This is a genomic window from Rossellomorea sp. H136, from assembly GCF_056838065.1.
Map to the genome: position 1 here is coordinate 710,975 of NZ_CM166371.1, position 12,521 is coordinate 723,495.

Genomic DNA, 12,521 nt, shown 5'->3' on the forward strand with positions numbered 1-12,521 from the left:
CGAATTTCTATAAAACAGGGAATGTCCTTTATTCATTGAGCCATGCAGCTAGTCCTTGTTAGATAATCTTTTTGGAGGATTCCATGTCTTCTTCAACTTCATTCTCAGTCAAATTTCGAATACCGAAATTGTTCGTGTATGGTGCCATGAAGCCGTATAAGAGGGAGAAGACAAATCCGCCAAGGTTGAAAATGGCCCAAGGTAAGAATTCGAAGTTGCTTACTCCAAGGGTGGTGGCCATGAAAACACCTGAAACTGTCCATGGCATCAATGCTTCTGTGATCGTTACAGAATCTTCCATGCTTCTGGATAGATTAACCGGATGCAGTTTTTTCTTTTTATAAACATCTCCGAAGATATCTTTGATTAGGAAGTATGTCACCAAGGCATTGGAGGTACAGTTGATGACGGCAAAGCCAGTGACAAGTGACGCAAAAATGACACTGCCTATTGACTTAAGATAAGAGATGATTTTTTCAAGGACGACATTCAGAGCCTGTGAAACCTCGATGGCTGCTGCAAAGAAAAAGGCACAAAACACAAAGAAAGTGGCATTATACATTGAATACAGGCCGCCGCGATTCAGAAGCCCCTGCATCGATTCTGAAATGACAGTAGGATCGAGGCCCGGGTTTGAAGCAGTCACCATTTCAACATTGAATCCTTCAACAGCTGCTGTGAACAGCTGAGCAACTGTAGCTTGTTGGAAAAAGAATGCGACGATCATTGCCGTCAGAGCAGAGCTGAACAAGACAATTAACGGACTTTTCTTCAACAGGGAGCCGGCAATGACGATGACAGCCGGCAAGAGGACAAGGACATTCAAGTTGAACAGTTGATCGATCCCTGAAAGCATTTCTTCGATGTTACTAAGTTGACCCGGTGTCGATTCAATGCTTAAACCAGCAAAATAAAAGACTATGATGGCGATGATGGATGAAGGGATTGATGTATACATCATATGCTGGATATGTTCGTACAAGTTGGAACCAGCGGCTAACGAGCTCATATTTGTCGTATCGGATAGTGGAGAAAGTTTGTCCCCGAAGTAAGCGCCGGAAACGACGGCACCAGCAGTTATAGCAAGGGAGACGTCCATCGTTTGGGCGATACTCATCAAGGCGACCCCGATCGTGCCGGCAGATCCCCAGGATGTCCCAACACATGTAGATACTATGGCGGTAACGATGAAAGCTAGTACATAGAGATAACCAGGATGAATGATTTCAAGACCATAATAGACGAAAAATGGTATTGTACCCGATAACATCCAAGTACCGATGATCAGTCCGATGCTAAATAGAATTAGGATAGCGGGCAGTGCGGTTTTGATTTTTTCCCCCATGACGGTAAGGATCTTTTCCCACTGATGCCCACACCAAATGGCGTATATGGAAAACACGACGCCTGCAAATATCAACATCAGCTCAGCTTGATATTTCAGAATTCCTATTCCTCCAATGAAAATGACAAGGGCTATCATGATCGGAATCAGGGCCATGCCAACGGATGGACGTCTTATACCCTCTTTACTCATTATGAATCATCTCCTCGAATTAAGATTTGGTAAGAGATATTGATTGGAATGCGTTTTCTAAATCACTGATCAGGGAATTAGGGCTTTCAAGACCGATAGAAAAACGAACCAAGCCCGTGCTGATCCCTGCTTTTTTAAGCTCATCTGCGTTGTGTGGTTTTATTGGTGAGTTGACTAAGCTCTCATAGCCGCCCCAACTTACTCCAATTTTGAATAGCGTCAACGAATTAATGAATGCAGCAACGTTTTCGAATCCTCCTTCCTTGAGTTCAATGCTAAGAACCCCTGAATACCCTTTCATTTGATGTTTCAAAAAAGGGTACTCTTCTTCTTTTATTAAACTTGGATGATAAATCTTAGCAATTTCGTCTTTCGTTTTTAAATAATCTATTACCATCAAAGCATTTTGCTGATGCTGCTGCATCCGAAGAGGCAATGTTCTTAATCCTCGAATGATGAGAGACGCATCGTGAGGAGAAAGGGTCGATCCATTTAACTGAAAGCCGAATTCAAAGATCCGATCAACAAGGGTGTGACTCCCGATGACAGCTCCGCCGGTTACATCACTATGTCCCCCGATGTACTTCGTCAAAGAATGGATGGAAAGATCGAATCCATGGGTCAACGGTTTTTGGAAAAGGGGGGTCGACCATGTATTATCGATAACTGTATAGATGCCGTACTTTTTCGCAAGCGCAGAGATACTTTCCAAGTGAATGACATTCATATTCATTGTCCCAGGGCTTTCCACGTAAATGACCCTTGTATTTGGTTGAATGTGTGATTCGACATCGTCAAACGTAGAGGTATGTGTGATGTTGAATTTATTGAAAAATGCGAGAAGCTGTTTGGTCGGTCCATAAATGTCATTGACGAAAAGAACATGATCCCCACTTTCCAGGAGAGAAAAGAAGACGGAACTAATTGCACCCATTCCTGATCCAAAGCACTTACACTTTTCTCCGCGCTCTAGTTTAGCTAGTTTCATTTCTAAAAGCTCGGTTGTCGGATTCACCCCGCGTGTATAAACATAGTTCTCCCTTTCTTTCGTTTGTGCTTGTGAAAACGCTTCAAAATTTTCGAACGCAAAAAGACTGGTCTGATAAATCGGAGGAGATACTGCTCCTTTATGTTCAGCAGGGTGATCGCCATATTGCGTGCAAATTTGAGTATCGTAATTATCCATTATGCCATCTGCCTTTCCTCTGTTGACTCTATTTGCTATTATATTATCATACTGTCAACCTGTATGAAAGGTTAGATTATTCAGAATTTAAAACGAGTACATTTTCTTACCAAACCTATCAATAGTATAATGAGGAAAATAGGTTATTCGTTGGGGTGAAGGAATGAAAGCCATAAAGAAAAAACGCTTATCAGAAATCGGAGCAGATGAAATTAAGAAATATATTGAGGATGAAGGATTAAAATACGGGGACCGCCTGCCTTCTGTGGCTGAGCTTGTAGATCTTTTGCAAATCGGCCGGTCTTCCTTGAGGGAAGCACTGCAACTCCTTGAATCCCAAGGGGTCATCGAGATATTGAATGGAAAAGGGACGTTCATCAGGGAGAGTAAACCATTTCAAATCCAAATGGCTTTCGAAGTAGAAGATAAAAAGAACTTTCTCCTTGAAACACTGGAGGTAAGGGAGGCACTCGAGAAAAAGGCCGTCGAACTGGCAGTGAAGGCAGCGAATGATGAAGATGTGGAGGAAATGACTTATCACCTTCAGCAATATGTCCAATTTCTCCAAACAGGACAACGACAGCTTGCAAACCAAGCCGATGCACGTTTCCATCAGGCCATTTACGCAGCTTCAAAAAACATGATGCTTGAAAGCATCATCGACTCCGTTTGGGATACATTTCACGAGTTCTGGAATGAGCCTTTTGGCATCGATGACATCTTTGATCAGAGCTACCCCTACCATGAAAAGCTGCTCCAGGGGATTCGTGAACGGAATTCTAAATCAGCTCTAGAGGCCTTTGATGAGATCATTCAGTCTGTGAAACAGTCCATATATAATATTAACTGATGGAAGGAAACTCGGTTTTGGCCGGGTTTTACTTTATGTTTCAAACATTAGGGTAGTGGTGAAAGGTTCAATGAAACTCTGAAAAGGGCGACCATCCTTCATTTGGCTGTCAAGTTATCAGGGAAGATGGAGCCATTTTAGTCGGGCAGATAAAAAAGTTAGTATGATGATGATTAATGGATTATTCCCACCATACGAAGATTATGGACTTTACTGTATAATGGAAGAATGAAAGATAATGGGGGACTACAATGAGTAAAGGGACGACATTAAGTGGACTGAAGGAAAAGGAGAGGGAAGCTAGACGGCAGTTGATCCTCAGTGCTGCGACTGAATTATTTAGCAGTCAACCTATTTCAAAGGTGGGAATTCGGGATATCGCGAAAAAGGCAGGAATTTCTCCGGCATTGATTTATCGTCATTTTAATGATCGGGATGAACTGTTTATTGAGGCTTTTTTTTTACAAAGCGAGAAGATTGCGTCTGCATTTGAACGATTGATACAGGAAGAGGAGCAAAGATCCACCCAAAAGGTGGGTGAGTTATATGTCACCTTTTTATTGGAGAATGATGAGTTCTTTCAAATGATGACACATTTCATGCTGGATCATGTCATGAGGGAAGAAGCGATGGAACCGTTCGACAAGAGTATGCGCAGATTGTTAGCTGCATTTGATGCTTCATTTGAAGGGATGGGGATTAAAGAGGACGTTCGTTTACATACACATGCCTTTTTCTCATCATTAAATGGGGTGTTGATTACATTTCGAAATTATCCGGGAAGAAGTGAGGAAGAGATACGGAAGCACATCTTTCGTCTCACCGAAATCATATGCTCAAAATTCAGAAAATAACGCCTGCTATCCTTTGGGGGAGCAGGCGTTATTTTGGGGATTAAGTAGCGACTTGGTCACCTTTCTTTAATACGGTTTTTAAGATTTTTCCGACAGCGTTTCGGGGGAGCTGGTCCACAAACACGACTTTCCTTGGTACTTTATAGGTAGCCAGCTGGGCTTTGCAGTGTTCCATGATTCCTTTTTCTGTAAGGTCACTTTCTGCAACTTTCACGACAAAGGCACAAGGAATCTCACCCCATCTTGCATCTGGCATTCCGACCACAGCCGATTCGATGATTTCATCATGATTCGAAAGGGCTTCTTCGACTTCAGCAGAGTATATATTTTCCCCGCCGCTAATAATCATATCTTTTAATCGATCGACGACATACAGAAAGCCTTCTTCGTCTAATCTGCCTATATCACCTGAACGGTACCAGCCATGTTGAAGGACCTTTGCGGTTTCTTCGTCATTTTGCCAATAGCCTTTAAATACTTGAGGACCACTACAAAGGATTTCTCCATCCTCACCTGCAGGAAGTTCTTCATCTGAATGAAGATCGACAATTTTAATTCCGCCGTGCATGACAGGTTTGCCCATTGAATCGTTCTTTGCTGGATTCAGTGATTCTTTCCAGAAGGTTACGGCTCCTGTATATTCAGTAATTCCATAAACCTGTTGCACGGAGATTCTAAGGCTTTTGCACGCATTGATCATGTTCAGAGGTACCGGCGATGCGCCGCATGTGATATTACGCAGGGTGGAGTAGTCTGTGTTAGCGTGTTTTAACGTTTTTAGCATGGCACCCAGCATGGCAGGAACACTCATCATGGTCGTAATTCTTTCTTCCTCAATCGTTTGCCATACTTTAATCGGATCAAAGTATTCCATTAGAACGGTCGTACATCCTGTATGTAGATTCGCTATAATTGGAGAGATTCCGCCTATGTGAAAAAAGGGCGCGACGGATAAGAAGCGATCCTGTTCCCACCAATCAACCGTGTGGGTCAGCCCGATGGACGAGGCGAAAAGGTTTGAATGGGTAAGAACAGCACCCTTTGGTTTCCCCGTTGTCCCAGACGTATACATAATAAGGATCGCGTCTTCGCTGTGGGAGGAATAGGCAGGTTCGATTGATGAAGATGTGTTCAATACTTCATCAAATGATGGGTCGTGAGGGCTTTCCCCACTGCAGATAAATAGTTCTGCCAACGAATCACTCTTAATCTCTTCTATTACTTTACTGAAAGTATCATCATATACAATGACTCTAGCACCACAATCATTTAAGATAAAGGCTGTTTCCTTTGCCTGAAGTCTCCAATTGATTGGGACTGTGATGACACCTATTTTTGCCGCGCCAAAGAAAGCAGCAACAAAATCCTCATGATTCTTGCAAATCAACGCTACCCGGTCACCTTGGTTCATACCTTGGACTTTCAGGTATTGGGCAAACTGATTAGCTCTGTCATTCATTTGTTGAAAGGTATATCTCCCTTTCTTACCGACAAAGGCTTCCTTGCTGCCCATTAAATAGGAACGATTCTGTAACCATTCTCCCACATTCATTTTCATTCTTGACACTCCTTTAAAATAGATTACTCAACAGCTTCCAGGATTTCTTCAGGAATCAGACCCGCTTCAGGGAATTCATTTAGGGCAATCCTCTGGTATAAATGGAATACGTCGGACCAAAGTTGTTCCCATTGACGTGCTGCAGAAATGGTTTCTTCATTAGGTGCATCGTATAAATTAATCGATAATAGATTCCTAAGTTTAAAACTGTATTGTTGAATGGTTTCCTGATCATGCCCATTTAATAGATTTGCGATCAATTCCTCAGGTGGATACCAATTTTCATTTTTCTTTAGATCTCTATAGACTTGTGAAAGCAGGACATTTCTTGGCCCTTCCCAAAGCTCATTCACCATCGCATCCCTGAATAGTCTCGGGATGGAAGAAAAGTCCTCAATCGCACCATGACCGCCAAAGATGGAGATCGCTGTCTTCAATGTCTCTACCGTTTCTTTAGCAGAATAAACCTTTTGAATAAGGATCAAAATACGAATATCAAGCTTTTTCTTATCTGAAGGGATAGGTGATTCTTCTAGAAGAAGATGCTCCTCAAAAATTTTAAACGCAGTTGCAGTGGATCGCTTTGCCGCTTCTTGTAATGACAAGAGCTGACCCTTGGCCATAGGGAATTCATCGATTTTTCGTCCGAAAACATCCCGGAATCGAGCGTAAAGTGATGCCTCGCGTGCCGCTCTCATCATGAAAGCTGCGCTCGCAAAACCGATATCAATTCGTGATAGGGTAAGAACAATCCCAACCGCGATGGAAACCCCTTTTTCAATGGGTCCAATCGGATACGCTACGGCTCCCTGATAGTCAATCTCAGCAGATGGAAGCTCACATGTGCCAAGCTTCCACTTTAATCGATTGAGTACATGTCCATTCCGTCTTTCCTTTTCTTTGTCACCCTCGAGCCAGGTTGGGACAATGAAAACACCCACATGGTCAGTGTTTTTCACTTTAGCCGACACAACGGAATAATCAGCGTGTACGGCTGAACAGAAAAATTTATTTCCATAAAGATTGTAGTGTTCACCATCCGGAACGGCCTCCAGTACATTGGCAGGTATATTCGAGCCGCCCTGGATCTCGGACATGAATTGGGCCCCTATGGCAAAGTCACCATTTCTTCCTTCTTTGCTATGCTCCAGAATTTTTACTACTTCTGGAGAAAGGTCATCCCGAAACCGTTCTAACAAGGCGATTAATCCATCGGTACATGCAAGGGGGCAAGCCACCCCGGCTTCACCATTATGGTGGATCAAAAATCTTTTCATGGCACGTTCCCGCTTACTCACCTTTTGAGAAAAGAGCCCGGCTGAAAAGACTTCCTTTTCCAGCTCATGCATTTCCTGTGGGCGGACAATGCGATCAATCCGATGATTGTGCGCATCAAAATGTCTCAGCCTAGGATGATTTTCAACTCGTGCATTTTCCTCCGTTAACGCTCTCCACTTTCCGGAAACAATATTTGAGAACGCTTTCAATTCTTGGTACCATTCATTCCATTCCTTATCACTATAACGCTGATAGACTTGGAGTAAAAAAGGATTTTCTAAAGCATTGAGGCTATTGCGGGACTCGAGAAAAGAGTCAAAAGAATAGGGATTGCTTGTTTTTGTAATCAATGGGACACACCTTCCTGAATTTTCTGAAAAATAACCTAAAATAAGTTTATCACATATTCATAGAAAATCAACGATGTTTTAATTTGTAAACACTGTTTACAAGCGGGAGAAGGGACTCTCTACTTCGAAGCATAAATGTATAATTGATGCAACCGTGTCCCGTCTCTACACACTAGCTCATTTATTCAAGGGAACTCCTCTCATAAATGTATATATATGAATCCTTTTACACACCATATTTTTGTAGTGATGTGGAGAGGAGGATATTAGATGGTTTTATTTTCTAATAAAAATAAAAAAATACAACAGAAGCAGGCCACTGGAAAAGATTCTTCCTCCATCCCCATCTCACCATCATTAGATAATAATATCAGGATAGTGAAACAGCTCTTAAATGAATCAGATGATTTGAAAGAGCAAGACATTCAACTCCCCTCAAAACAGGCAAAACTCTTATATATTGAAACGATAACTGATACGAATGTCATTCAGGAACAAATCTTATCGCCGATTCAACATCATTCTGATCATGCATCTGTTGATATTTTTCCTTCACGGGAAATGAACGAAAGAACAGATCTACATGAGGTAGCAAGCGATTTGTTACATGGCAGAACGGCACTCATTCTTGAAAACGAACGTTTCATTTATACTTTTGATACAAAATCTCAATACCTCCGTTCAATTGAAGAGCCGAATAATGAAAAGGTAATCCGAGGAGCTCATTATGGTTTTATAGAAAATGTAAATGTGAATATCAATTTGATACGTTCACGAATAGCCAATAAGAACCTTGTCATTAAGAATTTCATGATTGGGGATGAAGTAAAAACAAAAGTTTCAATTGTTTTTATGAAAAACATTGTCAATTCGAAACTGGTAAGTGAGGTAGAGACTCGTTTACAGTCGATTCATATGGATATTGTCACGTCACCAGGCTTTATAGAGGAATTTATAGAAGATTCTCCTTTTTCCCCATTTCCTCAGATGTTAACAACACAAAGGCCAGATCGCGTTGCGTATAATTTAATGGAAGGGAGAGTAGCCATCCTATCAGAAGGCAGTCCCAATGCCTTAATCCTGCCTATCACATTCTTCGGGTTCTTTCAATCTCCAGATGATTATAATAGCAGATGGTATGTAGGCTCATTTTATCGTCTGCTGCGTTTTATTAGTTTTGTAATGGCAATAACTTTACCTGCTATTTATATATCTATTGTTGCCTTTCATTTTGAGGTATTGCCAACGAAAATGTTAAAACCAATTAAAGAATCAATCGAATTAATTCCTTATCCGCCTCTCATTGAAGCAACAATTATGGAATTAACCATTGAGCTTATTCGGGAAGCAGGTGTTCGCTTGCCCTCATCGATTGGTCCAGTAATTGGGATTGTAGGTGGTTTAGTCATAGGGCAAGCGGCTGTTGAAGCCCATTTGGTATCTAATATTATGGTTATTATTGTGGCTATAACTGCGATTGCTTCATTTGTTGTACCTTCGAATGAGATGGTTACGACTCTAAGGTTGCTTCGTTTTCCATTAATGATAGTAGCGGCTAGCTTTGGGTTTTTAGGTATTATCCTCGGCTTGACTGTCATGCTCATGCACATGTGTACATTGCAATCATTTGGTACCCCCTATTTAGCGCCAATATCCGTAGGTAGGTGGACTGATTTTAAAGATACTTGGATCCGAGTACCGATTTGGAAAATGAATAGGCGCCCCAAAGATCCGCAGCCTCAGCAACTGGATCGTGAAAGTGATTCAAGAAGGTGGAAGAAAGAATGATTAAAGAAGAAGAAAAAATTTCTCTAACACAACTATTTGTTTTAACCATTCAATTACAGATTGGTACCGGTATTCTGGTATTACCCCATAATATCTATGAATACGCAAAAAAAGATTCTTGGATATCGATATTGATCGCTGGAGTTATCGTACAATTGGTCATTATTCTACTTTGGTGTTTAATGGCCCGTTATCCAGGACTTCATTTCTTTCAGATCACTCAAATCCTTCTTGGGAAATGGTTAGGCAACGGAATAAACCTATTTTATTTAGCTTTTTATATTATAACCAACGCCATTTTATTACTTAATATGAGTCATATCTTGAATAAGTGGGCATATCCCAAAACACCCAAGTGGGTAATACTTTTGTTATTTGTCGCAGTCTCAGTCTATATTGCCAGGCAAAGTTTAAAAGCGATCAGTCGTTTTTACCTGTTAGCCACTTTTTTGCATATCCTTTTTATAGTCATGATGCTCATCAACTTAAAGGATGGGAATATAGTCAATCTTCAACCTGTTGGACAGGAAGATTTTTCTTCGATTCTCCTAGGAGCAAAAACGACATTGCTGCCAATTTTAGGGTTTGGTGTTCTGATTGTTGCAAACCCATATGTCAAAGGTACTGAAAGAGCGATATTAAAAACTGTTTCTTTGGCAAGCTGGTATGTTATCTCGTTTTATTTGATTATTACCTTATCGACCATGATCTTTTTTTTACCAGAAGAAATAACATTTATTCCTGAACCATCACTCTATGTTCTTAAAACCATTTCATTTGAGGTTATTGAGCGAGTGGATTTGATTTTCTTGTCATTTTGGCTTGTTTCTACCATTACGACATTCGCAGGATATCTGTATTTAAGCTCCAAAAGCTTAGCCCAAACGTTCCAAACAAAAAAACATAGTCGTTTTGTTTTGTTTGCTGCTATTATTACATATTGCATTGCCATTTGGGAAAATGATCCAGACTTTTATAGAAAGTGGGAGCAATATTTAGAAAGCTTTGCTCTCATGACCTTAGTTTGTATTCCGATATTTCTACTACTACTATCGTTGATAAAACAAAGGAAAAGAGGGGGATACGAATGAAAAGGCAGCTCCTCTGGATTATTACTCTTTCATTATTTTTAACAGGTTGTTGGGATCAAGAGCTTTTAAAAGATACGAATTTAATCATGAGTGTCGGACTAGATTTATATGAAGAAGGAAAAGTTGAAGTTTCAATTACGTCTCTCACAGGAAACACTGAAACAGATCAACCTGCCGGAAGTGGAGGGGAACAAGTTGAAAAAAAATTGGTTTCAGAGGTTGGAGACACAGTTAGAAATGCTAGAGTAAATATCGACCGAAAGATACCTAAAACCTTAAATGCTTCTAAAAATGAAATTGTCTTAATGAGTGACGAAATGGCTGAACAAAATATATCTTCTTTCCTGGATCTATTTTATCGGGACCCATTAAGTGATTTATCAGCAAAATTCGCAATTGTTAAAGGTAGCGCAAAAAAAATGATAGAAGCTGTATCTCAAAAAGATCCATTAGTAGGCCCCTATCTATCAGAAATCATCAAGAGTCAGGAAAAGAAATTCATCATCTCAAAAGAAAATATTGGTTCCGTTGAATCTGAAATCAAATCTAAAGGAATGGGGACGATTTTTCCCTTGCTGGAATTAATTAATAATGAGCCCAATGTGATAGGGTCAGGAATCATTCATGACAATAAGCTTGTTGGGATATTGACTCCAGAGGAATCGTTTCTCAGTCTTATATTTACAGGTCAAAAACCTGAAGAAGCAGTTATTACACTTAAGGTCCTACAAGATTTAAAGCCCATGGTTAAAAACTATATGACATTAGTCATTCGGGATTCAAAAAGAGATATGGATGTGAAAGTGTCTAAGGATGGAACAATTGTTGTGGATTTAAAAACAGAGTTATTTGCTCATATTCAAGAGTTTGATCACGAAGAGAAGTTTCAGGAAGAAGATAGAAAGAAGTTTAGTAAGATCGCATCAAAGGAGCTTACGGAAAAAGCTAAAAAAACCATTCGGAAATTGCAAGAACACAACTGTGATTTGTACCGGATAGGACATCATCTAAAAGCAAATCATCCTGAACAGTGGAAGCAAGTAAATTGGGAACAAGCATATAAAAAGGTACAGTTCCATTCAAGCGTGAAGGTAGTCATTATGAACTCTGGTATATATGAGTAGTAAAACGGTTGTAAACCACTGGAAACAACCGTGTCTTTTTGTTTGGGCTATATTCTATATAAGGAAGGAATTTAGATAAGGCATCTTGAAAATTTACGTTATGCTATAAAATAATAGGATTCCTGTTTAATGTTATTGATTGAGAGGGGAGATAAATGTGGACTTTATTTTCGAAGATGACGCGTTGACCTGTGAAGTTGTAAAGTCGATTCATACAGGTGACGTCCAATCGTTAAAGCGACAGCTTGCTGAAAATCCAGGTTTGGTTACGGCGAGAATTATTGGAAGAGATAATGATGACAAATGCAATAGCGTGGGAATGTCTCGTACGTTGCTTCATGTTGTGACTGATTGGCCTGGTCACTTCCCCAATGGTGCGCCTACAGTGAACGTATTAATCGGTGCTGGTGCAGAGGTGAACGCTCGATTCACCGGTCCGCACACCGAAACGCCACTTCATTGGGCAGCGAGCAGTAATGACATTGAAGTGCTTGACGCTCTCCTCGATGCAGGTGCAGACATTGAGGCTACAGGAGCAGTCATCGGAGGCGGCACTCCGTTAGACGATGCGGTGGCATTTGGACAGTGGCATGCAGCACGCCGTCTAGTCGAGCGCGGGGCACAAACCAAGCTCTGGAATGAAGCTGCACTTGGGCTAATGGATCGCATCAACGAACGTTTTGAGGGCAGAAAATTACCTGCCTCCAATGAGATCACCGAGGCATTCTGGCTGGCGTGTCATGGCGGACAGTTGAAGGTTGCTCAGTACCTCCTGAAGCAGGGCGCGGATCTTAATTGGGTCGGTTATGACGATCTCACTCCACTCGATACCGCACGTCGCAGCAACACTTCCGAATTAGTTGAGTGGCTGGTTAGTCTCGGCGCCATATCCGCCAGTTAGCTAG

At 41.0% G+C, this 12,521-nt stretch carries 10 protein-coding genes; 6 read left to right on the plus strand and 4 right to left on the minus strand.

Features of this window, described 5'->3' with window-relative positions:
* Positions 1-58 precede the first annotated feature (58 nt).
* Together nhaC and ACYH0O_RS03690 are read right to left on the minus strand one after the other, a co-directional pair.
* On the minus strand, positions 59-1,537 hold the full coding sequence (nhaC, locus tag ACYH0O_RS03685; RefSeq protein WP_482631191.1) for a Na+/H+ antiporter NhaC: 1,479 nt from the start codon (positions 1,535-1,537) through the stop codon (positions 59-61).
* 19 nt (positions 1,538-1,556) lie between these two features.
* The gene (locus tag ACYH0O_RS03690; RefSeq protein WP_482631192.1) at positions 1,557-2,723 is read right to left on the minus strand and encodes a trans-sulfuration enzyme family protein; all 1,167 of its coding nucleotides are present in this window, start codon (positions 2,721-2,723) and stop codon (positions 1,557-1,559) included.
* A 163-nt stretch (positions 2,724-2,886) separates the two neighbouring features.
* On the opposite strand from ACYH0O_RS03690, the gene ACYH0O_RS03695 reads away from it, so the two are divergent.
* Positions 2,887-3,573 (plus strand): FadR/GntR family transcriptional regulator, encoded by a 687-nt coding sequence (locus tag ACYH0O_RS03695; RefSeq protein ID WP_149154232.1) that lies wholly within the window; start codon positions 2,887-2,889, stop codon positions 3,571-3,573.
* A 251-nt stretch (positions 3,574-3,824) separates the two neighbouring features.
* Positions 3,825-4,427 (plus strand): TetR/AcrR family transcriptional regulator, encoded by a 603-nt coding sequence (locus ACYH0O_RS03700; protein ID WP_482631193.1) that lies wholly within the window; start codon positions 3,825-3,827, stop codon positions 4,425-4,427.
* A 40-nt stretch (positions 4,428-4,467) separates the two neighbouring features.
* Here the strand turns inward: ACYH0O_RS03700 and menE are convergent, their stop codons facing one another.
* Both menE and ACYH0O_RS03710 read right to left on the minus strand, forming a co-directional pair.
* Positions 4,468-5,985, minus strand: coding sequence for an o-succinylbenzoate--CoA ligase (menE, locus tag ACYH0O_RS03705; protein WP_482631194.1), 1,518 nt, complete (start codon positions 5,983-5,985; stop codon positions 4,468-4,470).
* Positions 5,986-6,008: 23 nt separating this feature from the next.
* Positions 6,009-7,613 (minus strand): acyl-CoA dehydrogenase family protein, encoded by a 1,605-nt coding sequence (locus tag ACYH0O_RS03710; protein WP_482631195.1) that lies wholly within the window; start codon positions 7,611-7,613, stop codon positions 6,009-6,011.
* A 270-nt stretch (positions 7,614-7,883) separates the two neighbouring features.
* On the opposite strand from ACYH0O_RS03710, the gene ACYH0O_RS03715 reads away from it, so the two are divergent.
* The 4 genes from ACYH0O_RS03715 (at position 7,884) to ACYH0O_RS03730 (ending at position 12,517) form a co-directional block, all read left to right on the plus strand.
* Complete coding sequence (locus tag ACYH0O_RS03715) at positions 7,884-9,401, plus strand: spore germination protein (protein ID WP_482631196.1); 1,518 nt, start codon at positions 7,884-7,886, stop codon at positions 9,399-9,401.
* Positions 9,398-10,492 (plus strand): GerAB/ArcD/ProY family transporter, encoded by a 1,095-nt coding sequence (locus tag ACYH0O_RS03720; RefSeq protein WP_482631197.1) that lies wholly within the window; start codon positions 9,398-9,400, stop codon positions 10,490-10,492. The genes ACYH0O_RS03715 and ACYH0O_RS03720 overlap by 4 nt, the downstream gene beginning before the upstream one ends.
* Positions 10,489-11,616 carry a Ger(x)C family spore germination protein gene (locus ACYH0O_RS03725; protein ID WP_149154226.1) on the plus strand — a complete coding sequence of 376 codons (1,128 nt, stop codon included), beginning with the start codon at positions 10,489-10,491 and terminating at the stop codon, positions 11,614-11,616. The genes ACYH0O_RS03720 and ACYH0O_RS03725 overlap by 4 nt, the downstream gene beginning before the upstream one ends.
* 157 nt (positions 11,617-11,773) lie before the next feature.
* The gene (locus ACYH0O_RS03730; RefSeq protein ID WP_482631198.1) at positions 11,774-12,517 is read left to right on the plus strand and encodes an ankyrin repeat domain-containing protein; all 744 of its coding nucleotides are present in this window, start codon (positions 11,774-11,776) and stop codon (positions 12,515-12,517) included.
* The last annotated feature ends 4 nt before the right edge of the window (positions 12,518-12,521 follow it).

Bases quoted from the DNA above. Each gene is read 5' to 3' on its own strand.
- ACYH0O_RS03690 (WP_482631192.1), bottom strand. From the start codon at position 2,723: ATGGATAATTACGATACTCAAATTTGCACGCAATATGGCGATCACCCT.
- ACYH0O_RS03715 (WP_482631196.1), top strand. From the start codon at position 7,884: ATGGTTTTATTTTCTAATAAAAATAAAAAAATACAACAGAAGCAGGCC.
- ACYH0O_RS03725 (WP_149154226.1), top strand. From the start codon at position 10,489: ATGAAAAGGCAGCTCCTCTGGATTATTACTCTTTCATTATTTTTAACA.
- ACYH0O_RS03720 (WP_482631197.1), top strand. From the start codon at position 9,398: ATGATTAAAGAAGAAGAAAAAATTTCTCTAACACAACTATTTGTTTTA.
- ACYH0O_RS03700 (WP_482631193.1), top strand. From the start codon at position 3,825: ATGAGTAAAGGGACGACATTAAGTGGACTGAAGGAAAAGGAGAGGGAA.
- nhaC (WP_482631191.1), bottom strand. From the start codon at position 1,537: ATGAGTAAAGAGGGTATAAGACGTCCATCCGTTGGCATGGCCCTGATT.
- menE (WP_482631194.1), bottom strand. From the start codon at position 5,985: ATGAAAATGAATGTGGGAGAATGGTTACAGAATCGTTCCTATTTAATG.
- ACYH0O_RS03695 (WP_149154232.1), top strand. From the start codon at position 2,887: ATGAAAGCCATAAAGAAAAAACGCTTATCAGAAATCGGAGCAGATGAA.